Origin of the sequence: Ureibacillus endophyticus (assembly GCF_003628435.1) — a bacterium.
Classification (GTDB): Bacteria; Bacillota; Bacilli; order Bacillales_A; family Planococcaceae; genus Ureibacillus; species Ureibacillus endophyticus.
The window spans coordinates 1-25,287 of the sequence record NZ_RBZN01000017.1; the positions used below are offsets into that span (position 1 = coordinate 1).

Annotated in this window: 26 protein-coding genes; 7 read left to right on the forward strand and 19 right to left on the reverse strand. The window is 35.2% G+C overall.

What is annotated here, in order from left to right:
- Positions 1-108: 108 nt before the first annotated feature.
- Positions 109-237 carry a hypothetical protein gene (locus D8M03_RS17960; RefSeq protein ID WP_281272152.1) on the reverse strand — a complete coding sequence of 43 codons (129 nt, stop codon included), beginning with the start codon at positions 235-237 and terminating at the stop codon, positions 109-111.
- A gap of 479 nt (positions 238-716) precedes the next feature.
- Complete coding sequence (locus D8M03_RS08550; protein ID WP_121214351.1) at positions 717-1,028, reverse strand: hypothetical protein; 312 nt, start codon at positions 1,026-1,028, stop codon at positions 717-719.
- 557 nt (positions 1,029-1,585) lie between these two features.
- Here D8M03_RS08550 and D8M03_RS08555 point away from each other — a divergent pair.
- The 4 genes from D8M03_RS08555 to D8M03_RS08570 all read left to right on the forward strand — a co-directional run bounded on the left by D8M03_RS08555 (position 1,586) and on the right by D8M03_RS08570 (position 6,320).
- Positions 1,586-3,667 carry a methyl-accepting chemotaxis protein gene (locus tag D8M03_RS08555; RefSeq protein ID WP_170148408.1) on the forward strand — a complete coding sequence of 694 codons (2,082 nt, stop codon included), beginning with the start codon at positions 1,586-1,588 and terminating at the stop codon, positions 3,665-3,667.
- Between the two features lie 132 nt (positions 3,668-3,799).
- On the forward strand, positions 3,800-4,615 hold the full coding sequence (locus tag D8M03_RS08560; RefSeq protein WP_121214353.1) for a hypothetical protein: 816 nt from the start codon (positions 3,800-3,802) through the stop codon (positions 4,613-4,615).
- Between the two features lie 198 nt (positions 4,616-4,813).
- Complete coding sequence (locus D8M03_RS08565; RefSeq protein ID WP_121214354.1) at positions 4,814-5,326, forward strand: DUF2269 family protein; 513 nt, start codon at positions 4,814-4,816, stop codon at positions 5,324-5,326.
- Between the two features lie 247 nt (positions 5,327-5,573).
- Positions 5,574-6,320 (forward strand): YHYH domain-containing protein, encoded by a 747-nt coding sequence (locus tag D8M03_RS08570; RefSeq protein ID WP_121214355.1) that lies wholly within the window; start codon positions 5,574-5,576, stop codon positions 6,318-6,320.
- A 269-nt stretch (positions 6,321-6,589) separates the two neighbouring features.
- Here the strand turns inward: D8M03_RS08570 and D8M03_RS08575 are convergent, their stop codons facing one another.
- The 14 genes from D8M03_RS08575 to D8M03_RS08640 form a co-directional block, all read right to left on the reverse strand.
- Positions 6,590-7,303 carry a hypothetical protein gene (locus tag D8M03_RS08575; protein ID WP_121214356.1) on the reverse strand — a complete coding sequence of 238 codons (714 nt, stop codon included), beginning with the start codon at positions 7,301-7,303 and terminating at the stop codon, positions 6,590-6,592.
- 179 nt (positions 7,304-7,482) lie between these two features.
- Positions 7,483-8,430: a DUF4145 domain-containing protein gene (locus D8M03_RS08580; RefSeq protein WP_121214357.1), complete on the reverse strand. Its 948-nt coding sequence runs from the start codon at positions 8,428-8,430 to the stop codon at positions 7,483-7,485.
- 83 nt (positions 8,431-8,513) lie between these two features.
- A complete protein-coding gene (locus D8M03_RS08585) occupies positions 8,514-9,965 on the reverse strand; it encodes a 5-methylcytosine restriction system specificity protein McrC (RefSeq protein ID WP_121214358.1) in 1,452 nt (483 codons plus the stop codon).
- Positions 9,958-11,463: an McrB family protein gene (locus D8M03_RS08590; protein WP_121214359.1), complete on the reverse strand. Its 1,506-nt coding sequence runs from the start codon at positions 11,461-11,463 to the stop codon at positions 9,958-9,960. Before D8M03_RS08590 ends, D8M03_RS08585 begins: the two co-directional genes overlap by 8 nt.
- Before the next feature lie 126 nt (positions 11,464-11,589).
- The gene (locus D8M03_RS08595; protein WP_121214360.1) at positions 11,590-12,246 is read right to left on the reverse strand and encodes a carboxymuconolactone decarboxylase family protein; all 657 of its coding nucleotides are present in this window, start codon (positions 12,244-12,246) and stop codon (positions 11,590-11,592) included.
- 992 nt (positions 12,247-13,238) lie between these two features.
- On the reverse strand, positions 13,239-13,553 hold the full coding sequence (locus D8M03_RS08600; protein ID WP_121214361.1) for a MazG nucleotide pyrophosphohydrolase domain-containing protein: 315 nt from the start codon (positions 13,551-13,553) through the stop codon (positions 13,239-13,241).
- 108 nt (positions 13,554-13,661) lie between these two features.
- Complete coding sequence (locus tag D8M03_RS08605; protein ID WP_121214362.1) at positions 13,662-14,201, reverse strand: DinB family protein; 540 nt, start codon at positions 14,199-14,201, stop codon at positions 13,662-13,664.
- A 90-nt stretch (positions 14,202-14,291) separates the two neighbouring features.
- Positions 14,292-14,798 carry an SRPBCC family protein gene (locus D8M03_RS08610; protein ID WP_121214363.1) on the reverse strand — a complete coding sequence of 169 codons (507 nt, stop codon included), beginning with the start codon at positions 14,796-14,798 and terminating at the stop codon, positions 14,292-14,294.
- Positions 14,799-14,815: 17 nt separating this feature from the next.
- Entirely contained in the window at positions 14,816-15,106 is a 291-nt protein-coding gene (locus D8M03_RS08615; protein ID WP_121214364.1) for an RNA polymerase alpha subunit C-terminal domain-containing protein, read from the reverse strand.
- 58 nt (positions 15,107-15,164) lie between these two features.
- Positions 15,165-16,271 (reverse strand): Ger(x)C family spore germination protein, encoded by a 1,107-nt coding sequence (locus D8M03_RS08620; RefSeq protein ID WP_121214365.1) that lies wholly within the window; start codon positions 16,269-16,271, stop codon positions 15,165-15,167.
- A complete protein-coding gene (locus tag D8M03_RS08625; RefSeq protein WP_121214366.1) occupies positions 16,268-17,362 on the reverse strand; it encodes a GerAB/ArcD/ProY family transporter in 1,095 nt (364 codons plus the stop codon). Before D8M03_RS08625 ends, D8M03_RS08620 begins: the two co-directional genes overlap by 4 nt.
- Positions 17,359-18,825: a spore germination protein gene (locus tag D8M03_RS08630; protein WP_342768800.1), complete on the reverse strand. Its 1,467-nt coding sequence runs from the start codon at positions 18,823-18,825 to the stop codon at positions 17,359-17,361. The genes D8M03_RS08625 and D8M03_RS08630 overlap by 4 nt, the downstream gene beginning before the upstream one ends.
- A gap of 183 nt (positions 18,826-19,008) precedes the next feature.
- Positions 19,009-19,665 carry an LbetaH domain-containing protein gene (locus D8M03_RS08635; RefSeq protein ID WP_121214367.1) on the reverse strand — a complete coding sequence of 219 codons (657 nt, stop codon included), beginning with the start codon at positions 19,663-19,665 and terminating at the stop codon, positions 19,009-19,011.
- A gap of 75 nt (positions 19,666-19,740) precedes the next feature.
- Positions 19,741-20,640: a PhzF family phenazine biosynthesis isomerase gene (locus tag D8M03_RS08640; protein WP_121214368.1), complete on the reverse strand. Its 900-nt coding sequence runs from the start codon at positions 20,638-20,640 to the stop codon at positions 19,741-19,743.
- 105 nt (positions 20,641-20,745) lie between these two features.
- On the opposite strand from D8M03_RS08640, the gene D8M03_RS08645 reads away from it, so the two are divergent.
- Positions 20,746-21,174, forward strand: a complete 429-nt coding sequence (locus tag D8M03_RS08645) for a DUF3888 domain-containing protein (protein WP_170148409.1) — start codon at positions 20,746-20,748, stop codon at positions 21,172-21,174.
- Between the two features lie 60 nt (positions 21,175-21,234).
- Here D8M03_RS08645 and D8M03_RS08650 read toward each other — a convergent pair whose 3' ends face one another.
- Positions 21,235-21,501, reverse strand: a complete 267-nt coding sequence (locus tag D8M03_RS08650) for a hypothetical protein (RefSeq protein WP_121214370.1) — start codon at positions 21,499-21,501, stop codon at positions 21,235-21,237.
- Positions 21,502-22,016: 515 nt separating this feature from the next.
- Between D8M03_RS08650 and D8M03_RS08655 the strand changes: the two genes are divergently transcribed.
- Together D8M03_RS08655 and D8M03_RS08660 are read left to right on the forward strand one after the other, a co-directional pair.
- Positions 22,017-22,481 (forward strand): VOC family protein, encoded by a 465-nt coding sequence (locus D8M03_RS08655; RefSeq protein ID WP_121214371.1) that lies wholly within the window; start codon positions 22,017-22,019, stop codon positions 22,479-22,481.
- Between the two features lie 334 nt (positions 22,482-22,815).
- Positions 22,816-23,358, forward strand: coding sequence for a DUF7010 family protein (locus D8M03_RS08660; RefSeq protein ID WP_121214372.1), 543 nt, complete (start codon positions 22,816-22,818; stop codon positions 23,356-23,358).
- Here the strand turns inward: D8M03_RS08660 and D8M03_RS17685 are convergent.
- Positions 23,353-23,529, reverse strand: a complete 177-nt coding sequence (locus D8M03_RS17685) for a hypothetical protein (RefSeq protein ID WP_170148410.1) — start codon at positions 23,527-23,529, stop codon at positions 23,353-23,355. The two genes, D8M03_RS08660 and D8M03_RS17685, sit on opposite strands and share 6 nt — an antisense overlap.
- Positions 23,530-23,606: 77 nt before the next feature.
- The gene (locus tag D8M03_RS08665; protein WP_121214373.1) at positions 23,607-25,283 is read right to left on the reverse strand and encodes a sensor domain-containing protein; all 1,677 of its coding nucleotides are present in this window, start codon (positions 25,281-25,283) and stop codon (positions 23,607-23,609) included.
- Between the last annotated feature and the right edge of the window lie 4 nt (positions 25,284-25,287).

Here is a 25,287-nt window from a genome sequence, read left to right on the forward strand (position 1 = left end):
AGTATAGCTCATAACGATTCCTCCTCTGATGTTTGTGTGGTAACTAACATTTTATACGAGGTCGTTGTGGGCTTCTTCTATTTTGACTTACAGGTGTTGCACTTAATATTACAATCCGTCATTTAAATAACTTTCAGCTAGTTCGTATGCTGTATCTGTACCTGGAATACCATAAATCGCTTTGGAATAAGCCCAATCTAAAACTTTTCCTATATTCGATTCAGTGAGCGCTGTCATATTTCTCCTCCTAAACAAATCTAACCTAATTATACAAATATGCATATTTTTATATATTTTTTATTTTAATAAATATTGAGACTTTATTTCATATTATTTACTACAATTTTATCTGCACTTAAATGCATTAGATGAAATTCAATAACAATATAAATGGCCAACACCCAATTATATATCAGGGGTATTGACCTTCAAATATTTAATAGAAATCATGTGTATGGAGACGGCGGGAGTCGAACCCGCGTACAGAAACCCAAAACTCTAGCTTTACTTTTATAGTTTGTCTATGTTATTTTATTTTTTTACTCAAATAGCTTCTATATAGACCGATATATCAAGACTAATAAGGTATCAACAAGTAAATGTTAATAAATCTCAAGTAAACTACTAAAGAAAAAACAAAAAAACAATACGTTTATGTATTTTTGAAATATAACCAATACAAAAAGGTGAGCAGTTTTCCTCACCATAAATTGTACTTATGATTTTTTCGTAAACATCAGATCAAACAATCTGAAAAAGTTATAATCCCCTGTTGTTTCTAACTCAATTTCAATACTTTCTGAAAAGTTTGCTCCAAAATCTGCAAACAGTTTTTGATAGTCTGCATTTTCCAACATATCGATACGACGTTCTGCCGCTCTTCTAATTCGATCTCCATTTCTTTTGAAACCACTTAAATATATTTCTTGGTGACATTGTTGAATTTCATACGAACGGTATGCTTCTAAGAATAAGTCCCACTCGTCGTTAGCTAACGTATGGTAACTTCTTTTATCTGTGTCGCTCATCTTTCATCCCCCCACCGTTCAATTCATAGTCAAACCAATCTATAGAAATAAACCATTTTCTTGCAACTCGTCCGCTTAATAAAACCCTATAATCCAATCCACATTTTTTATTTTCAAAAATTTTACAGTATGCGGAATATTACTTGTTTTATACATTATATTTCCCTTGAGAGTAATTATCCCTAGAGTTCAGACATTTCCTTCGATATTTTTAAATTTTCTATTGACTTTTGCAAAATCCTTTACTTGTAAAAATTTTTTTTTGCAATTAAATATGGTTAGTATTCACTACATCTCCACTTACACACAATGTTTTCTACTAAGTTTCGATTGTCGTTCAGTATTCATTCGAATCCTCGTCTTTTTATTTTGATTACCCCTTCCCCACACCTCGAAAGTTTCAATCATTTCACATAATTTTCATACTTTTTTAAAATATAAATAAAACGTGTAAACTTTTATAACATAAAATTAGATAAATTCACCAAAATATGGTATAAAATCTATAAAAATATTATTTTATGTTATTTTTTCTTACATTAGAGAGGTGTTTTCCTGTGAAAATTTTTCAACCTGCCGTTTTTGTTCTTAACAAATTTCGTTTCTCGCTGAAATTTTTAACGATTATGTCCATTACCGCTGTTGCTTGTTTTGTTTTAGTTTTCGCACTCATTCGTCAGCTCAATGCACAAATTGAATTCAATTCCTTTGAAGCTTATGGTGTGGATTATTTAGAGCCCATGCAATTATTGTTGCAAGATGCCCTTGCCTATCGACCGGTACTAGAAACAGGTGATTCGGCATTAGAAAAACAAATCGAGGAACACTTTGTGGCCATCCACCAAGTCGATGAAAAGCTTGGCCCTCTTTTAAATACCCCAGAGAGCAGTGTTTCTGAGAAAATACAGCAAATTGAAGCAAATTGGTCAACGTTAAAGCAATCCAAAAGCTTAACAAACTATGAAAATTGGGTATCATCCATTATTTCTATTTATCAAAATGAAGTAGCGAACAACTCCAATTTAATTTTAGATCCGGATTTAGATACGTATTATTTAATGAACTCTTTTTTATTTTTAATCCCGAACTATGTACAAAGTCTAAATAATTTATATTTAACGATCGAGCAATACACGGATGAAGTATTAACGATGGAACAAAAAGTTGAGGTAATCAGCTTATATTCAGTCCTTCATTCAACAATTAATCAATTGCAGTCTAATTTTGAAACTTCCACTCGTCATACCGCAGATGTTTCGATTTTTAACGAAATGAAGAATATGTTAGACAATATTTCGAATGAGTCAAATTTACTTTTAAATACAATTGAGCAACGTTTATCGCTACAGGATAGTGTGATTGATGAAAACATGATGAAGCAATTCGAATCAACGATGATTTCACAATTTGATAAATTTGATGACTATCATCTTGAACATGCAAAATTACTCGATTTTTTAATTAACATACGAGTAGACAACTATAAACAAACGAAATATTTAAGCCTTGCAGCACTGGCGGTATTGGGTTCAATCGCGTTTTATTTTGTCATTGGTTTTTACATTTCGATTCGTCACGCTGTAAACCAAATTCAAGTTTTAGCCAAACGTGTAGAAGATGGAGAACTAAAAGCCGAGGCGTATTTAGATTCAAAGGACGAGTTTGCAATGGTTGCTCAATCATTTAACAATATCATCACGTCATTTCGAACAATCATTGAATCCAATCTTCAAACAATCGGTCAGCTATCTACCAATTCAAAGCATCTGCTATCCCGTGCTAGTGAAACAAGTCAAATCACCCATGCGGTTACGGATAATTTTCAAGCATTTTCAAATAATATGCAACAACAGCTTCAAGCAACGAATGATAGCATACAGGCGGTTGAAGATATTGTGGAACACATCGATTCGATTACACAAGCAACATACTTAGTATCAGATGCCTCCCATGAAAATACGAAAACTTCGATGAAAGGAAATGAGCTCCTTCAACAAATGACGGGTCAAATTGAGGCGATACAAACAACATTCCATCAAGCTGCGAAAATGATTACCCTTCTTGGTGAACGGTCAAATCATATCAATGAAATTACCGCAACAATGGAGAATATTAGTCAACAGACAAATTTACTTGCCCTCAATGCATCCATTGAAGCGGCTCGTGCAGGCGAACATGGAAAAGGCTTTGCTGTTGTTGCAGAAGAAGTACGCAAGCTAGCTGAGCAGTCAAACGAAAGTGCCAATCAAATTCGCATACTCATTCATGAAGTACTAGGTGAAACATCTTCTGCTGTGCAAGCGATGGAAATGGGTACGAAGGAAGTAGAACAAGGGATGGCCATCGTTCAATTAGTAAGCCAAGCTTTCGAGGAAATATTACAAAGTGCTAATAATGTATCCAATCAAACAAAAAACATTGCACAGGCTGTGGATCAACTCTCCTCCGCTTCAACGGTAATTACAGAAAAAGTATCGGAAATGCAGCAAACAACCATGCAATCAAACGAAAAAACGACCGAATTATTCGCCTTTGCGAAAGATCAACTTCAGGCAATGGAATCTGTCTCCTCTACCTCTCAGCAATTAGATGATATTGCGAAAGAACTGGAAAAAGGCGTAAGGAAGTTTGAGGTTTGATTTCAAATGATATGGAAATTAAAATAACAGAGGATTAGCATAAGAGCTATCCTCTGTTTTTGCGTTTTAAACTTCGAAAGATTCATTTATTATTAAGATACTTCAATCACATTTGATAAGGAGCTTGTTCAAATGAATTTATACTTAGATATTCCTCTTCATGGTTCAATTCGCATAGTTAACTCTAAAAATCAATCACCAAATTCTAGAGTTTTAACTGATATTATTAATTCCAATTCTCCTTTTGTTATTCAAGCAAATAATAATATAGTAATTGATAAATCCTTTTGGAAACCTGTACCAAATGTCATTCGCTATACGTTCCAATATCTTGGGAATAATCAATTTCAAAGAATACAAAACAGTTTAAATAATAACCTTATTGGTAATTCTAACTATCCTGATATGATTTTCAAACAAAAGAATAATAACAACAAATTAATTGGTTTCATTTTAGAATCACCACATGAAGATGAATACCAACATAATTTCAGTTCAATGATTCCAATTGCCCCAGCACAGAACCTTGCTGCAACTGGCGGAGTAATACATAATGAGATTAATCATGTACTAATTAGTCTGTCTACTCTATACCCCACTCATTTTTCTAACGGGGAAATGATTGATATCGTCATTTTAAATCCCATTCCTTATCAAACTTCATTATTCCATGTTCATCAAAAAGCTTTAAAAGGCCCATATGTTACGTTAAGGAATAACATTTGGAAATGTAATTGGAATATGCAAAGTATAAAAAATGAATTTCATTCGATATTAAACATCTTTAGTACAAACGATATTTTAATCAATTGCTGTACTAGCCAATTACAACCTATTTTACATACTTGGCTTCAAAATACACTTTCTTCAAATCCCCCACTACTTTTAAGAGGGCATCATCCATCAACTTTAAGAATGAGAGGAAGATGGTATCAAACAATTAATTAGTGGGGATTTATTGATATACCTTGGAACAAGCTTTAAAATAAGACCTCAGATGTAGAGAAATATAAGGCTGTGGCTCATTATATGCTTATCCCCTTTCTATTAAAATGAATAGTGCATTTAGTAGCAGTTATCGGAATTGCACTTATTAATAATGCTATTTGTGGCAATAATTAGTAGAACAACTTGGGGGTTTGCGTAATGAAAAAAATTGGTCCAAAAGGCATGAAGTGGCTGAAGATTATCCACGTGTTTCTTGTGGTATTATTTTTCGGAGGCATTTTAAGTTCGGTAGCTTTAACTTTTCATATTGATTTCTCAAATTATGATGAGTCCTACCTTGGATATAAAAGCATTGTTGTGATTAGTGATAACATTGTGCGCTGGGGTGCGATTGGAACTTTAATAGTGGGTCTCATTTACGGATTTTTTACCAACTGGGGCTTTTTCAAGCATCGATGGGTTGGTGTAAAATTTGTGCTTTATATCATTCAAACAATCGTTGGAATTTTTGTGGTAGACAAGCTCATGCTAGCGAATATGGAATTGTTGGAAACTCAAAAAGAAATGGCTTTAATCAACCCAATCTTTGCTCGAAATCACGTGTTACGAGATAATGCGGTCTATTTCCAAATCATCGTTACAATTTTTATCTTTATTATTTCATATTTAAAGCCTTGGAAGAAGAGAAAAGTTCCTGCAAAACAAAACTAATGGAAAAAAGCGTGGTTGGTTTAACCGCGCTTTTTTGCGTTTTATTAAACTTATTATGCAAATGAATGTGAATGTTTTAATTTTTCAGCTTTTAATTTTAATACCTTGTCCAATTTAACATATATCGCCTTCCTAAAATCTATATATTTATCAAATTATATGATGACAAATATTAGGTGATGTGGTAAATTCTACATGAAACTTTTGTATCAAATTATAGATTTAGTGTTTTTTGGGAGGAATTTTTATGAAAAAATCAAGAATCTTATTATCAACAGCATTAATCATGGTACTATCTGCAAGTAGTGTGTATGCACATCCAGGAAGAACAGACAGTAACGGTGGTCATACTTGTAGAACGAATTGTACTGAGAGATGGGGATTAGAGTATGGTGAGTACCACTACCACAACGGTGGCAGTTCTTCGTCTAATAGCTCATCAACAAGTAAATCTTCAAATAGTTCTAGCTCTGTAAAGAAAAGTGGTCAATCTGCAAAAGAAATTGCAACACAAAAAGCTAAGAAAGCTCAACAAGAAAAAGAAGCAGCTGTAAAGAAAGCAAAACAAATTAAACAAGCTGAAAAAGATGGCTATGCAGACGGTTTAAAAGATGGTTATAATGGAATTTCTAATATTGGCATAAGTAAATATCAAGGTGCTTACAATAAAGGCTATAAAGAAGGTTTTGCTAAAGGGAAGCTTAAGTTAACTAATGAAAAAAACAAAGCATACCGCGCAGGATATTCAGCAGCACAAAATGGTAAATCTTCGGTAGTACCTTCTATTTATCAAACTAATAAAGCACTATCAGATTCCTACTTACAAGGCTTTGAACGTTTTGTTATAGATGTTGAAAAACAGAAGTATTATCAAATGGGATATAATGACTCATTTAATATGGAGAAATATATAAAACCAGACTTTGATAACGCAAATCATATTCGTTGGTACAAAGAAGGCTTCGATGCAGGTAAGAAGAAACAAGCAGCTTAATATATCTTTAATCTATTACTAAATGAACAAATAGTAACATAAGGATAAGTTTTTTACGCAGATATTTTATATAGCTAGCACATCTTGTAAACAAAACTAAATGTAATAATGAGATGACTGTCCGCAATTGAATTTTTTTACTTGTTAAAAAGATTTACCTATTTTTTATAATAAGAATAATTGTTACTAATAGTGATCGTTTGTCGGTAAAAGTAGCTAATTCGATTCAAAAAAAAGCGTGGTTGGTTTAACCTCGCTTTTTGTGTTTTTTAAATTAGTTTCACAACATACATAACAACCGTAACAACCAACAATACCGGCATCGCCTCGTTTGGCAAAAGCAGTTCGATTTTGCGTCTAATTAGAAATGCCACTATGATGAGTGTGATGAGTCCATACAACATATAACCACCTTCAGCGATGATCGGCGTTGCAGGGACAAAAAATAAAATAGTTAATGCCATTAAGAAGAACACAAGTCGTGCTACCATTTGTGTAACACGTAGGGATTTCTTTGCCCCAAGGATTAAAAATGGCATTGAAATGACGATGCCACCAATAACTCCTCCTGGAAAAATCGTATGTTCAAAACGCATCGCAATGTATGCTATTACGAATAATAGAGCCGCTGTTAACGCATCCACTACCATTTTATTTGCGCGGTAAATATAGATGCATACAAGTACACAAACTAGCATTCCTAATTCTATTAAAATAATCTTCGTTGATTGGACAAATAGAATCTCTCCAATTGTTAATAATGCAAACCAAGTGATCGCAACAAGTATCCATTTATGAAGTGTTTCATACTTTATTTGCTGCACGAGCTTTATCCATCCAATGGTAAAGACAATATATATAAGAGCCGTTAAAGCTGCCATAAAGACATCCTGCATGATATTTTCCTCTGGATCAAACATTGTCAGCGTCAATGAAATGACTGTAATTATATATGTAATTATTAATAGGAGATTTTTCTTCATTCTCATCCCACCTTTCCTAAAATTATTGCACAAAAATAATAGAAAAGATATATTTTTCCATTTGAAAACAATCGTTCCCCTATACTCTTATATAAGTGCAGCTTATTAATTAATATGTAAAATATTCCTACATCATCGCCCAAAAAAGCGTCTCTACATATAGTAGAAACGCTGCACAATTACTGATATCTAGAATTGAGTACTTCACCAATTCGTAGTAATATTGCTTCTAGTTCGCCATTTGTTTGGAATGTAAATGGATGTCCATAATTCGATTTTTTTGTGTTATCTTCTATCTTTCTCGGAAATTTTGTTAATCCTGTGTGTTTAAGAGGTTCTGAAGCCATTTCCTCTAGCTGTGGTGCCTTTGCAATCAACGTAGGATGAACAACAATTGTAGGCGTTACGTTATCTAACAAGTAGACATATGCTTCATCGTCTTTTTCCCCAAACTCCATATGTTTGAATTCTGCAGTCTTTTTCGTTGTTTTCTTCAAATCGAAATTTGCTTTTTTAAAGGTTTCTTTATATTGATCTAACGGGACAATACGTTCACGCTTAGGGACTTTTTGAGTGTTTATTTTTTTCACTTCTTTTACTGTATTTTGTTGTTTTTCTTGTTTTAGTTCTTCCAGTTGTTTTTCTATCTCAGCTATCTTCTTTTGATGTTCTTTCATCCATTCCTGTATAAAATGAGGCTCTTGAATTTGTTTAGCGGGCAATTCATAATCTGGCGCATTGAATTTATAACTCCCATATACTTCCACATACCAAACACCCAAATCAAAAATAAACTGATGGGCTTGTTTTGCCACTTCGATATCCATCTCTGTCGGTTGATGCACTGCGGTATTGCCGTTTTTTCTTATGTATTCGAATTTTTTATAAATATCATCTGGAATAATATCATGATTATACAAGCGATTCGTCTTTTCCCACTGTTTCAGCGGATACACTTCATTCATATTTTCTTGCTCAAAAATCATGTTTACTAATGTTTCGCCAAACAAACGCGCATTCATCATGGCAGCTTGTGGTTGGTCCCATAAAAGGTCCTCAAAACGTAATACCAACTCTTTTAGCGTACTGGAATAATCCCCAAGAAATTTTAATATACTAGATTTCATTTTTTACTTCCTTTCCTTAACTCCTTTATAAGTTTACCACAATATTAAAAGCCCAACTTCTCATTGAGAAATTAGGCTCTGGACTATAGTTTGCTTTTAATTACTTTTAAGATTTTAGACATGGATTTTTCAATATTTTGTTTAAACGTATCTGTCCATACCTTATATGTGCAATCTCCTACTGGCACAACGACTTCAAAGGAATAGAATTTTGTTTTCTCATTAAAAGGACTTATTTGGAATTCATTATTCAAAATTTCACCATGATTCGTTGGGAAGATGACTCCTGCAGCTTTGGTATCATAAGAAACCATATAATTGATGACTTGTAAATAATCATCATACACTGGGTTCAGGGATTTTCCCCTCGCTGTAACGTCATACCACTTCGGTTTAAATTTCGCATCAAGGATAAAGAAAGGAGTATCAACATTTCGATAGAATACAAAATCCGGACGAATCAGTTTTCTATAATCTTTCCCATCATTACCTTTAAAGATATAAAGGTTATTTGCTGCATCAACGAAAAACTCTTCACCTAAGAAATAATTCTTATAATTATGTAGTAAGAAGCTCTCCCATAGGTCAGGGATATAGTATAATAAACCGTTTACTGATTCATCTTTCCCATCAAAAACAGAAATCCCTAAGTTTCTAAATATTTTAATACACGTTTTTCTCAAGACTTCATATTTAGTGAAATAAGGATGAGAAAGTGGTGTCATGCTATTTAAAAGCACTTTATGTCGATTGCTCGTAAAATATTGTGGTGCAGCTTCCTTCAATGAGTTTATGATGGTTCTCATTTCATTATCCTGATCAATATGCTTTACAGTCACTTCGGGAAAACTGCTTTTCAAGTAGTCATAGGTATGAAGGATAAGGTGATTGATTGTATTATCCACTGTATTTTCTTTAGAAGTGTAGGCTACTTTCCCATTGAAAATCAAATTTTCTTGAATATGTCTTGGAACATTAATCGCCCCTTTTATCCGACCATCATTGTATTCCTTTCGTTGATAGGTTCTAAACAATCCTTGTCGAAAAGCTTCTTTTAACTGCTTTTTAAAAAGATATAAAAGTAGTACGGCTAACAAATCCTCATCACTCGATTCGGTGAAAAAATCCTCACTAAAATTTGGATTTTCATAGGATAACATGTAAGAAAGAAAATATGGCTTTATTTGATCAAAGCGAGAGGTAATTGTTATTTTTACATCAAAGACTTGGGATTCCCCGTCCTCCATATCCACTTTTACGTCCTTCACTTTCAAAACCCCAACCAACCCTTTTGTTTCAAAAAGACTTTTTGAAGAGAACGTGTCGAATTCAATAAGCGTTAATTTATCCTGATCCTTAAAACCTGTTTCAGTAATATTCGCCATTAATTTTGAAGGTTTGATCCTTTCCTTCACAGCTATTTCAAATGCACGGAACTCTGGGCTTTGTCTATCGATAATTGAATCTTGTCTTTCAATTAACTCATCGTAGGAAGTATAGTCCTTAAAATAAAACTCTAGCTGTCTGTTATTCATCCTTACTCAATCCTAGAAAAGCAGATTCACAGGCTGCTAAAAATTGCTGCGTATTATGATAACCTCTACAATATTCCTTTAAAATTGGTTCAATACGGTACTCCCAAATTTCACCTTTCGCATCAATAATGTCAGAAGCTTTACTTTTTAAATAGGCTGGCCCAATATGATGCGCTTCCGTTAACCCCATTTTTCTTCCTTCTTCGCCGCTAATCAACGAATTTAATGCTTTCACACTTTCTATTAATTCGTGTAAATTGATGTCTTGATGAATCTCGTTGTTTTGTTGCATCCCTTCTAACGCATCTTTCATAACATCATTAGCTTTTACTTCAATCCACTGAAATCTTCTTCGTAACGCAAAATCAAAGGCCTCTACAGATCTGTCAATATCATTCATAGTCGCAATAATATACACATTTTTCGGTATGAAAAATCCATTTTCAAAGACATCCGACACCATTGGAACAGCTCTTTTATTCTTCATTTCATAAGTTGGTAAATTACTATATTGCGTTTGAAAAATCGTTTCTCGATATTGTTCCTCAAGTCCATACATAAGTTCCCCAAAAACTCTTGATAAATCAGCACGATTGATCTCATCGATTATAAAAAAGTATTTTTTATTTGGTTCATTTTCTTTGACAACCGCTCGGCAAAAGTCTTTGAAACTTCCGTCTAATTTTACAAACTGTGTCTGCCCATCTTCTATTTGTACTGGACGTAACCCTTCAACGAAGTCCGTATAATCATAGGAGGAATGAAATTGAACAAAAGCAAACTTTTCCCCATTAATTTCGCCAACATCGGGTAAGTTTTTAGCAAATTTTTTAGCAAAATACGTTTTTCCTGTCCCTGGCGCACCAGTTAATACTATTTGCTGAACACCGTTGTTAATGAGTTTTTCTAGCTTTACTTGTAACACATTTGTTTTATTCACAGTAGATTGCCCACTTTCTTCTGCTTCGAATGAAACACTTGAAAGATCTAGTTCCTCGTAGCATGTATTTATTTTTTGGATTAAGCTTTGTCGTTCTTCTCTAGTAGAGTGAATACTATTTTCAATTTTTTCGATTAACACTCGAATAACTTCCTCAACCGTGTTATCAAGTGGTATGCCGTTCTCGATAAAAGCCTTCATTCTAGAAGACATTTTGCGATCATCTTTTGCACCGATGATAATGTCACCAAATAAAATATTATAGTAGCCATCTTCACCTTTATAATTCCAAAGCTTATTTCCATTTTGGGTGAAGTTACTTTTTAATGAGCCAACACCTGAACTAGTTAATCCTTCTATGAAGCCAAACTCACAAAATTTCCGACTCGGGTTTTGATTGCCGATAAGTACCATTAATAATCCGAAAAACGCAGATTTATTGTTAGTTTTTTTTGCCACTTTAACTAGACCCATCAATAATTTTTCTGACTCTTCGCTTTCTTCATTGTTAAATAGATTACGTAACTCATGAATCGTCATTTGTTTTATATCAATCATTTAATTTTCCTTCCTCATAAAGTTATTGAAATATAATTATATATTTTACCATATGGCAATATTTGTAGATGCAAAAAAATAGCACCTTCTGAAAAAAAGAAGGTGCTAGACTATAAGATTATTTAATTATTTATCATATGCTAATAAAGCATTCACCCCATGCGCCAGGGCTGATCCTGCTTTTAACGCCGTTGCTACTAGAATAGCTTCTGCAATTTCTTCCTTTGACGCGTCCGCTTTTTTGGCGTTCTTCGTGTGTAGGTCGATGCAGTACGGGCAACCTGTTGTATGCGCCACTGCCACCGCAATCAACTCTTTCTCCTTCACGCTTAACAATCCTGCTTTTAGTGCTTGCTGGTCAAAGTTGATAAACGCTTCAAAGCAATCCCCGTTTAGCTTAGAAAATTCTCCTAATCTCTTAAAATATTCTGCTTTATACAATTCGTCGTCAGCGCTTTCATCATACGTGTTTAGTGCATTGACCCCATGTGCTAAAGCTGAACCTGCTTTTAAAGCAGTTGCAACCATAACAGCCTCTGCGACTTCTTCCTTTGTGGCTTCTGCTTTTTTAACCGCTTTCGTATGAACATCAATGCAATATGGACAGCCTGTTGTATGTGCCACAGCGACGGCAATTAACTCCTTTAGTTTAACTGTTAATTCCCCTGCAGCTAACGCCTTCTTGTCAAAAGTCACAAATGCTTTAAACGCATCCGGCGCCAATTCACCAAATTCCCCTAAAAGATCGAAATAAGATTTTTTGTACAAACTTGCCTGACTCATCTTTTCTCCCCCAATTTAAAGTGTTTTGCTTTATCCATGGGTGCCTTTGCATGAGATGTACTTACTAGCTAGTATTTAATTTACCATAAATGGAAGAAAATATAAATTGAAAATTTTGAAATTTGATAGAGTTTTTAAAGATTATTTCTATCATGTTGTGTTAGTTTTTCTAGAAGGTAGTGAAAGATAAATCTTTGGAAAAATATTCTCCTAATGTTTGCATGAGAAAGATGAAACTGGAGTAGGAATTGGATTCATCAGTCCAATGAATACAAAAATCTAATAAAATCCGTGTGAATATCGTATTCATAAACCCCATGAATACAAAAATCTAATGGAATTCGTGGGAAATTCGTATTCATAAACCCTATGAATACAAAAATCTAATGGAATTCAAGTGAATATCGTATTCATAACCCGATGAATACAAAAATCTAATGAATTTCGTGGGAAAATCGTATTCATAACCCCGATGAATACAAAAATCTAATAAAATTTGTGGGAAATTCGTATTCATAAACCCCATGAATACAAAAATCTAATGAAATCCGTGTGAATATCGTATTCATAAACCCCGATGAAGGTCAAATCACACCAAAAATCCAGTCGAAATGGTCTTCATAACCCCGATGAAGGTCAAATCTCACCAAATATCCAGTCGAAATGGTCTTCATAAGCCTGATGAAGGTCAAATCTCACCAAATATCCAGTCAAAATGGTCTTCATAAGCCTGATGAAGGTCAAATCTCACCAAATATCCAGTCAAAATGGTCTTCATAAGCCCAATGAAGGTCAAATCTCACCGAAAATCCAATCGAAATGGACTTCATAACCCCGATGAAGCTCAAATCCCATCAAAAATCCAGTCGAAATGGTCTTCATAAGCCTGATGAAGGTCAAATCTCACCAAATATCCAGTCGAAATGGTCTTCATCAGCTCAATGTATCCCCCATCTTCGTTTCTTGATTTAACAAGTGTTCTTAGATATGTATCATTTAAACCGATTTGTAAGTTTCTCTTTATGACTCTCCATAATCTCAGTCAAATCAATATCGTACTTATCCGCTAATATAAATAAATTATCCAACACATCCCCAAGTTCTTCTTTTAAGTTCTCAATCTGTTTTTCTTTTGATAGTTCCCTATGGTTTGGGCGATCGATGCCAATTTCTAGAGTTCGAACTGCTTTTGAGACCTCTCCCACTTCTTCCGTTAAAAAATTAACACGAATAAACGAATTCAACTCATACCAACCGCGCTCTTTATAAAAATCAGTAATCCATTTCTGGTATTCAAAAATATTCAATGCTATCACTCCTTATTTTTCCATAATAGCACAAAAAAAGCGCATTCTAATTAAAGAAATGCGTCTGAAAAAAACTTCAAATATTCGGTATTTCATATCCAAATAGAGCTATTTATTGTTCAAATCTCTCTTTTTCAATATCCCCAAATATTCTCTCCATGGCCCCACGTCCGATCTGTATCGCTCAGCCATTATCCGTACAATTTGCGAAATATGTGTTAAATCATGCACAACCCAAGTTGACAGCAACTCTCTTATTTTCACTGTACCAAATGCAGGATGGTACCCCTCCAACTCGAAATCGGCAGGCTCAATCAACGTGTTCATTTTACTAATATTTTCCATTCTAATTGTTTTAAACTCCTGCAAAGATTGGTCAATGGTCCTTTGAGATTGATTCTTTAAATGGGAAAACCGATCAAATTCAGGAAATGGTTGATTGCTACCGTTTTGAAGAATAAACTCTAACCTTGGGATCCAGTTGTTTTTCTCCCCTTCAATGAGATGGTCCACCACTTCAATGGCATTCCACGTTCCTTCGCCCTCATTACAGTATAGCCAACCATCAGATAACCCCGATAAAAAATGCTCCAACGTTTGCGGTGTTCGTTCTAACACTTCAATTGCTTCTTTTAAGTTAAACTCCATCTAACTCCCCCTCCCCATCTTTTATGATTTTTTCTCCACAAAAATTCAGAAAGCGCAAATCCATCTCATTGGAAATGCGCCATTACCATCTTATTGACCTGTATAACTAATTTTCCCTGTTTCCACAAGTTCCTTCAGCCCCAAGAACATGTAATACCAGCCTTGTTCTGTGCCACTACGCCAGTCATCATGGGCTTTTACGATATCAGCATCAGTCCAATTTTCTTCATGAATCACCGTAATTTCTTGTGTGAAGGTCATTTCACAGCCTTGTTCCTGTTCTTTTAGCTCCACTGTAATGGTATCGGCTAAATCGTTGCCGCTTAGTTCTGGCATTTTAAATGTGAATACGAGTTTTTTCGGAGGATCGATTTCTAAATACTCCCCGATTGCACGATAGTCTTTACCGCCACGATGGTCAACAATTTCCCACGTACCGCCTACTTCAGGGTTGTTTTTGCATACCTTATTTGTTCCTTCCAATGTGAAAAACCATTTTTTCATCATGTTTGGGTTAATCCATGCATCAAACACTTTTTCAGGTGCTACATTAAATTCTCTTACCATCGTTAATGTTGTTGTTGAGATGTTTTCCATACTAAACCCTCCGTCAATTATTCTTTAAAGGATAAACCCGCCTCTTCCAATGAATTTCTCAAGATGGGCATGGTCGTTTTTCCAATACCGTGGAGATTTAAAATTTCTTTTTCCGTGTATTGGGATAGTTTTTCCAGTGTATTAATTCCTTCATTCGTTAAGGCTCGTCTGGCTGGTGCAGCTAATTTCGATAAGAAGCCACTTTCTGGTTTTTCCTCTTTATCACATGTAGGACAACTTCTGCAATCACTACTCTTGTAATACGTATGCCCTTTTTCACATACCCTTAAACTTTTTTCAGATTTCAAGATAACCCCTCCCCCAAAATTCTAATTTCAGTATAAACAAAAAAACAGGCAGTACCTATTAATAAATACTACCTGTCTTAATTATCTCAACTTCCACATTCGGTTTAATAGTTACGTTTTTAAAATCCTTATCCCAATTCAATTTCTCCCATGTTTCCGGATATGTAGTCGACACCCTCAAGCCAATTCCAAAAGGATCACAATTTGCTTCTTGCAAAATGTTCGTAATCTCTTTTGCTTGTTTTGTAAGTTCTCTAGAAATTTTTTGGCTCAACTCATTTTGATTAATATTCTTATTTAGATTATGAGGATAGCTATCGATTCCAATTTTTAGTTTCAAATTTATCGATGCCATGACATTCCCGTTTTTTTCGTCGACTTCGATATCCAATTTTCTTTTCACTTGTTTTGTGGAAATTCTAATGGACTCATCCTTTGCTTCGTCCAACACGAGGTACATTTGGCTCGTTTTTTTTAATTCGTCCATCATTAAAAGCAATAAACTGCTTTGCTCGATTGTTAGTGTTTTTCCAGAAAACTTATCCCCATCCATCAATGCAACACCAGCTATCCGGATTTTTTCTGGTGTTACTTGCTCCATATATGGAAGCAGCAAATCTCTCCCTTGCGTCAAAAGTTTTGTCCATATGGAGGAAATCGATTCATCTGGCAAATAGGAGGCGTTTTCTCCCCCTTCAATTGCTTGCAAAATAAAGAAGGCAATTGGGCTTTTTTCAATTTCAGTAGATATCACGGATTCTGCAGTTCCTTTTGTAATCGCCACTTTTTTCGCAATATTAGCATCTTTCCCTCGATAATAAAATTCCAGCAACTGATTTATTCCCGTTTTGGCCATCTCATCGCCAATCAGTATTATATGTGCCTGACTAAAATCCACTTCCCCAGCTACCATACTATCGATTTCGGTTCCTAATCCGATTTGCATTTCCTGCTCTGCAAAAAGAAGTATGTCCTCAACATCGAACTGGCCGCCACCTTTCCCCTTAATATTCACTGTTCTTACCGTCACTTTCACATTGCCTTCTTCCGTCAAATCATAACCAATCCCATTCACAAAAGTTTTATTGACAAGATGATGCTGATCCCAACAGCCTGCCAACATAAGAGACATCAGGATGTATAGTAGTAGGTGCCACTTTTTCATACGAAACCACCACTTCTGCGTTTTTTCACAAGGCGAGATAGAAGAAGCAACAAACAAGGTAAGAAAATTACAATGGTGTAGCTAAGAAACGAAACATATTGAGTCAGAGTATCTGTAATTTTATCTGTATTCGGGATAAAAGATAAGCAAAACAGGATAATGCCATTGATGATAACCGCATTTTTATAGGATTTTTTCTTACCAGCTAGACATTTGCTTGCAAGGAACAAATACATAATAATTGAGGTCGTCATTGGAATAATCCAGATAGAAAGAAAAATTAAATCTAGTCGGTCAACCATTCTGTACGTTAGCCCCCTAAAGAGAAAAAGTACAGGCTCCCTAATTTGGTGTAATTGCTCAGGACTAAATGTGACAAGACAAAGAAAGGTGATAAACGTGTAAAAGCTTGTAACAAATAAATTGGCGTAAGATACCGTTTTTAGCATGCCTTTCGTATTTCCAATAACAAACGGGAAGAGAAATAGCAGTGCTTCAAATCCAAGCATGGCAAGTAGCGCATTATTACTCCCAAGCAAAATATTCTTCCCTCCTGCACTCCCAACAGGAAGAATAAATTGAATTTCTTTTGGTAGCCAAATCGAAAGAACCGTGATACAAATTAATACTAAAATCCAGAAAGTTGCCAGGACAAAGAACCTCGCAATAACTCTTAAATTGCTAACGGTCAAATAGACGCAAGAAGCAATAATAAGAAATGAGACTACCCACCCTGGAGTTAAAGGTAATAATTGCTCATTAAGTATTTTTATCATTAATATCGTCAACGTACTTCCTGTAAAAATGAAGTAAAAGTAGATGGTAGTATTTACGATGGTTCCCAAATGCTTTCCAAGGAGTTTTTTCGTGATGTCTGTCAACATATCATTCGGAAATTTCTTTAAAAGTTTCAAGTAGATAATAAGCAAGAATTGAATAACCACCCCCGCAAAAAGTATCGAAATCCATCCATCCCCACGCGCGGATTCCTGAACCACATTCGGTAGTGATAACAGGCCAATTCCTATCTGAGTTTGAATCAAGACCATTAACAGCTGGAACTTGGTAATAGAGATTTGACTACCCATCATGATTTTTTCCACCCCCGCGTTCGCCACTGTTGCTTCTTATAGGCAGGTAGAGAATCAGATGGTCGAGTCACCATTTTCCATGCAGGCATTCGAATTAACGTATCTTTTAAGTCTTTTTCCTTTAATGGAGCTAATGGAGAAAAGTAAGGCATTCCGAATGTTTCAAGTTTGCATAAATGCATGACAATCACCATTAATACAATGGCAATTCCAAAAAAGCCTAATACGGCTGCAGCAACCATAACTGGAAAACCAAGTAGTCGAGCACTTGTCCCCATCTCATTCACTGGTGCAACAAAGGACGAAATAGCTGTCAGACCGATGATTACAACCATGGTATTGGAAACAAAGCTGGCTTCCACAACCGCCGTCCCAATCACCACCCCACCTACAATCCCGATTGTTTGTGCAATAGGTGTTGGTAAACGAATGGACGCTTCCTTCAGCAACTCCAGAACAATTTGCATTGTAAAGGCTTCGATAAAAGGATGGAATGGTACGTTCTCCAATGAGACTCGCACGGAATACAAAATGCCGATAGGAAGAACTTCAGAATGATAGGACACAATGGCAATATAAATAGCAGGTAAACAAATGGAAATGATATAACTTAAAAATCGAATACAACGGAAAAAAGTGCCGACCATCCATCTGCTGTTATAATCATCTGATGCTTGGTAAAAGGCAAAGAAGGTGATCGGCATAATCAAAACCCTTGGATCTCCATCCACCAATAGAAGAACTTTCCCTTCCGTCAAATAGGAAACGGCTCGGTCTGGCCTTTCCGTATGTAACATTTGTGGAAAAGGTGAATACGGATTATCCTCTATGAATTCCTCGATTTCCCCAGATGAAAGCAATTGATCCACATCTATCGAGCTCACTCTACGCTTTATTTCCTCTACCATTTCGCTATTGGCCAAGTTCGCTAAATATACGAGATTAACCTTCGTATTGGACTGTCTTCCTAGCGTATACGATTGAACTTTCAATTGAGGAGTCTTCACCCTTCTCCTTATCAAAAGTAAATTCGTACCGATACTCTCTACAAATCCATCATGGGCACTTTTTATGCTCCGCTCATTGGCTGGCGTCTCTATAGAACGGGATGTCGTTTCAGCAACGGATACTGTCCAGGCTACTTCTCTCCCTTCTATTAATATTACACAGCAGCCTTCCATCAGCTTGCTACCTATTTCAGAAATCGATGAAACGGCCTGAACTTCGGTTGCTTCTACAACTTTGTCAATCTCCCCTGTTTCGGCTTCGAGTATGGGGGCGATCACGAAGGTTTGAAGCTGTTCTTTATTCACCATCGAATCTAGGAATAAAATGGTACAGTTCTTATTGTCAAAAATCATTTCTTTTGTAGCTAAATCTTCAGTGTAACTAAAATATTTAAGGATTTTACGGAAATTGTTTTGTAGTTCCTGCGTCAGCTGCTCTTCCACGCTAGTCTCCACCTCCCATCAAAGCACATTTTTTCCTATTATTCTTTCCGTAACGTTTTTGCGTTATTCAATTGGGGATGGCTGTCGGCAAAAACGGGGGTATATTAGTTAAATTATTGGTATTAGCAAGGGATGGCGGATAACATTATATCCGAAATAATATCCAAATAAAAAAAGCTGCCAAATGACAGCTTTCTAGTCATAAGCAACCCCACAGGAGCAACGATTTTTCCCAAAGGAGTGATGATAGGATGGGGGAAATTCTTGGTTCACCCGTTGCACTTCTCGGGCAAATTCCTCACGATCTTCTGGGATACGTGAAAGTGCGTCCGCCTTTTCTTGAGTGTCAATCGTTGCACCAGGTGGTATGAATCGATTCGGCGCAATTCGCACGCCATTTGTCACGACCGCATTCGTTGAAATATAGGTGCCTTCCCCGACAATTGCATTAAACACAATGGCATGAAATCCAACAAAGACGTTGTTGCCAATGTAGCAAGGTCCATGAACTAGGGCACCATGGGCAATGGATACTTCATTTCCAATGTAAATCGAATATTTTTCTTTTCCTTTCCAAATACGTTTATCTAATAAACCATGCAGTACAACACCGTCTTGGAGATTCGTATTGGAACCGATATAAAATGGCGTGCCTTCATCCGCGCGAATACTCACATTCGGTGCGACATACACGTTATCTCGAATCGTTACATCTCCAATGACACTTGAAAACTGACTGATAAATGCGGTTTTATCAATTTTAGGGTATCGTGGAACAGGATTGAATGAAGTAATTGGGTTGGGACTGATGAATGGTTTAAAACAGTCTGACTCAGTGTTTTTTCTTTCCAACTAGTCACCTCCTCAATTTTTAATAGCATAACTTTATAGTATGCAAAAAAATGGATGAGGAAGAGACTAAAGCTTCTACCCTTCTATCGAAACATCGAGATTTTTCACAAAAATTGCAGTCCCTGTTATTTCAACATCATAAGAGTCCTCATTTTTCGAAATTTGTACCATTACCCGGCCATCTTTTCCGATTTCTTGTCCTTGCTCTACGATGAGATTCAATTTATCTATCTGTCCGTTTTTGATGTACTGCGCACAATATGCCCCCATTACACCTGAAGCCGTTCCTGTCACAGGATCCTCTAATGTTCCTGAGTAAGGAGAGGAAAAATGCCTCCCATGCATCTGTGCATTCACATCAAAGGTTTCTAAACAAAACGGATGTACCGATGCTGTAGGCATTTCTTTTAAAATTTCAGGAAATGTTTTATTATTCGGTTTCATTCTTTTAAATGCTTCTAGTTTCTGAATGGGCACGATTAATGTCCAAGCACCTGTACTGCCGTAAACAATTGGGAAGTCTTCATGAAGGTCACTTTCTTCTAAACCAAGGGAATCGGCTAAATCTTTTCGTGAACCTTTGAATTCAACAAATTGAGGAGAAGTCTGTCTCATGGTGATGAGAATTTCATTAGTAGCACCTGTCTCAATTTTGATTGGCAAAATACCAGCTTTCGTTTCAATGGTAAACTCTTTTTTGTCACCTAAAAATCCTTTTGTATATAACCCACATACAGTCGCCATTGTTGCATGCCCACATAAATTCGTCTCATGCCCTGGTGTAAAATAACGAATTCGAACGTCTGCTACTTCGGAATTAAGAGCAAAGGCAGTTTCATTGAATCCTACTTTTAAGGCGATTTCTTGCATTTCTTCATCCGACAATGGAACTGCGTTAAAAACCACCCCTGCAGGATTTCCTTTATTCGGTTCCTTACTAAAAGCATCAAAATGATAAACGGATATTGATTTCATATAATCTTCCCCATTTCATTGATAATTCCACTTATTTTACCATTATGTTGTAAGGAAAATATAACTTTTTCGGAGCAAACTAATGGTTAAAAAGGTGACATGGTTATGAAAAAATATATTCTGATTCCAGTCATTACACTTTTGATTTTGACCGCAGCATTATTAACCTTTGCGGAAACTCCTTATTATCAGCCACCAAAAGAATCTGATGAAGAACTTGTCATGGACATGTTTTTTTCACTGTTATTACCAGAAATTCAACAGGCCGTTACCCATTACTATGCAGATTCTTACTATGAAAGCCCATTAGTATATCCGTATCAAATTAACATTTTGAAGATGGAAAGAACGAATGGTTATCGTGGATTTATGTTTTCCGTTGTCATCGAAGTAACGCCGGTCTTTGGTGCACACAATCCGATCGGCAGAGATCAACTCACCTTTTCGATTACACCTTCTGAAGTTGAACTGAAAAAGTTTAAACATTTGGAGGATTTTGAGCTACCAGAGCATTTGAGGGATTTGAAGAGATGATTTCAAAGGAACCATATAATGTGGTTCCTTTGAATTATTGTTTTTATAGTAAGATTTAACTTATGAATTTAAAACACGATTAATAAAATATTTTGCAATCTCTGCATCTTTTTTTCTTACCGAAACAACATATTGTTTTTCGTATTTACTGTCCATCCCGAAACTCCCAAAATTCCCTCGCTTTGTTCCAGGTCCTACCCAACTTAATGAAGGGTCTATTACCTTATAGGTATACTTAATTCCCTCTCTTGCTAAAATATCTTGCACCTTCCATAATTCATCTATTGAAAATCCAGTATAAACTTCTACTTTATTAAAGAAAAACATATCCCTTCCCCTTTAAGTTGAAAAAATGATTTATTAAACTTCTTTACTTTAATACGGATATGAAGATGGAAAGTTTTCAAAATTCATAGTTTGTATTGTGGTTTAGTAACTAACCAGAACCAAGTCGAGGTACTATTATTGTGATGGATATGTTTTCATTAGAAATTCAACAAGCAGTTACCACTATCAATTTAATGCTTTGAAAATGAAAAGAACAAATAATTATCATGAATTAATATTTTCCGTTTTCATTTTTATGCATGATGAATACCAATAAAAAGGTTTAAATATGTTGACTTAAATTTTGACAAATTCCTTTCCTAAAACTTAATCCCCATTTATTTGCTCTCGGCTCACTAAATGAAACACAGCATCGCTTTGGTAATATTTTCAACAATCTACTCAACAGTTTAGTTGAACCAGAAACATATTTATTTTTCAGCCCTATGAATGAGGTGTAATATTTAAAAAATTGCTATTATTTTATTAACATAATTATGTAAGGGGTATTTTTTATGATAAAAGGTTTATATGAAGCACATTTGCCAGTAAAAAATTTAGATAAATCCATAGCGTTTTACGAAAAATTAGGCTTGAAAATGGCATGGCGAGATGAAGACACTGCTTTCTTTTGGTTAGAAGAAGGTAAAAGTTGGTTAGGTTTATGGGAAGGAAATGAGTATCAAACGCCTTACCACCCTTCTTTACGACACATTGCTTTTCGAGTTTCATATGAAGATTTAAAAGAGTCTCTAAAATGGTTAGATTCTATTGGTGTTGAGGGAGTGCCATTCGGTGGTAGAGAATCAATCGAGCCGTTTGTAAGACCACACCAAGGCAATGCGTCTGTTTATTTCAATGACCCAGATGGCAATAGTTTAGAATTGATGTGTTATGTTGAAGTTCCAGATAAATTAAAACATATTAAAGAAAAGTTATCCTTTGAAGATTGGGAGAAATTAGTTGGAATCGAAGTTTAATAAAAAGCGTATCTAATATAACGGATTTATATTGCATACAAATAACATTCACAAGCAAAAGTTTGGACAAACATTGTTGTAACAGCGTTTGTCTCTTTTTTTGCATAACTTTGTTTATACAAATAGTATAATCGTAAATTTTCTTTAGCTGCTCTTTTATTAATTATTCCAGGTTTTCATCACTTCTACATAAAATTCCGCTCTTTTATACCCTACTCTAACAATCTATGTAAAGAAATATATAGAATTTTTTTCCTATATACCTATTCATAACTTGTTAAATTATCAGTTATAATAATACAATTAATACCATTTTTAGAAAGTTGGTGGGTTTGTGTCAAAAAGTCTTGAAACATTACAATCGGATATTATTAAGGATGCCAAAAAAGGCTTTCCTATTTTACTAGCTGGTTCTATCGTGTTTTTCATTTTTACTTTCTTACCTTTGCTGTTCTCAATGAAGGCCGTTTATTTAATTTGGATTTTTGGATTAGGTGCCATTTTTCCTTTAGGCATTTTATTAGGGAAGTTATTTGGGATTGATATTTTAAAAGCTGGCAACCCATTAGGCACATTAGGCGGCATTGTTGGAGGTACTCAAGCCTTCTTTATTCCGGTATTTGTTATCGTGTATATGCACATTCCAGCCTATTTACCATTTACGATTGGATTACTTGGCGGCGCACATTTCTTGCCGTATATGTGGATTTACAGAAGCAGAGCGTACTTATTTGTTACTCTTGGCGTTTGTTTATCTTCTTTAGTTTTTGGAGGTTTTTTTGTATCTCAAGCATTTACTTTGGTACCAATTTCTATTTGCCTTGTATATGTGATTGCGGTTCTTTTGATTTTAAGAGAGCTTAAAAGTGATTTATGAAAATATGGTTGTAATATGTAGAATATCTGGATGAAAACACTCTTTATGTGGACGAAACGCAACACCATCCGGACGATTCCACTTTCTATGTGGACGAAACACGGCACCATCCGGACGAATCCACCCTCTACATGGACGAAACGCTGCACCATCCGGACGAATTAAACTCAATCTAAAGCCCCCGCTATAGTTTTGCGGGGGCTTGTTCTATTCTCACTATATAAAACGTAAAAACTATACATAATAAGCTAGAATTGTAGTAAGAATTCAGCATCGTCATATATTTTATAAGCATTTTTCCCACTATCTTTCGCTTGATACAAGGCAAGATCTGCGTTTTTCATTAAGGAAGATTTCGTAAAATTTTTAGAATTTGGTGCCATTGCAATGCCAATGCTTGTCGTAACCATTAATTTTTCGCCATTTATCTTCCACGGCTGCTCCATTTTATTAATGATTCGTTCTGCAATTTTGATTGCATTTTTCTCATTCTGAATGCCAGTTAGTAGAATCACGAATTCATCGCCACCTAATCTTGCCACTGTGTCGTGATCGCGAACACACTCTTTAATTCTACGGCCGAATTCTTTAATTACCAAATCCCCAATGTCGTGACCGAACGTATCATTGATAGACTTAAAATTATCCATATCTAAAATAATAAGGGCTAACCCATTGTTTTCTTTTAAAAAATGTTCCTTTGCTATTTCAAAACGTTCTTTCAACAAAAGACGATTCGGTAGACCTGTTAATGTATCGTGATATGCAAAATGTTTTAGTTTCGATTCATAGTCTTTTCTTAAACTGATGTCCCGCGTTAGCACGACTAAATGTTGAAATTTATTCTTCTGGTTAAAAACTGGTTTCCCAATAGATTCACACCACAACATTTCTCCATTAGCATTTTTTTGTCTAAATTCAATTTTAAATGGCTCCCCCGATTGTATGGATTTCCGTACAATATCCATAAATCGTCCTAAATCATCCGGGTGTACATTATGAATAAAATGTTTTCCAACATACTCTTTATGGGGATACCCTAAAATGGATTGATAGGAGGGAGACACATAGGTAATCTCACCATTCTTGTCCACTAATGTAATCAAATCGTGGGCATTTTCTGCAATGATTCGGAAACGTTTTTCATTTTCTTCAAGCTTTTCGATATTTTTCTTTTCTTCTGTAATATCTTTAAACATCCCAAACAATCCGATAACTTCATTTTCCAATATTAATGGGACAACTTTTAAATTAATTGTTAAGATGTTGCCTGATTTATCTTTTAATAGAAATTCTCCACCTGTAGAACGTCCATTTAATGCCTCATTAATCAATTGCTGAAGTAAATAAATATCTTCATAAATGATGTCCACAAAAGACTTCCCGACTAATTCCATAATGTCAAAGCCTGTAATTTTGACAACTTCAACATTCCCATTTGTAATTCTGCCTTTTTTATCAAAGGTCAATATGCCATTTGGGTTATGGGTAAATAAGGATTGATATCTTTCGTTACTTTCGGCAATTCTTTCTACCATCTCATTTACATAAGATTGGGCCGACTTTTCTTTCGTAATATCTCTGACAACGGATACGATTCGGATGCATTTTCCGTTTTCATCAAAAATGGGGGTTAGTTTCACTTGTGAATAGTGCATTTCGCCAGCATTCACTCTATACGAATCTTCATACGTAATACTTTCTCTTTTGATTATTACTTCTTGGTATTTTTTATTTAAAAATTCTGCTTGTTCTCTCGGTAACACATCTTTAAAGGTACTCCCCAAAATGTCATGATTCAATTTCAAGATTTGCTTGGCACTTTTATTTATAAATTCGTAGCGAAACGTTTGGTCTTCTACTTTCACCACAAAAACCATATCATCGATGCCATTGTATAAAATTTCTTGAAAAGAAAATTCCATATAA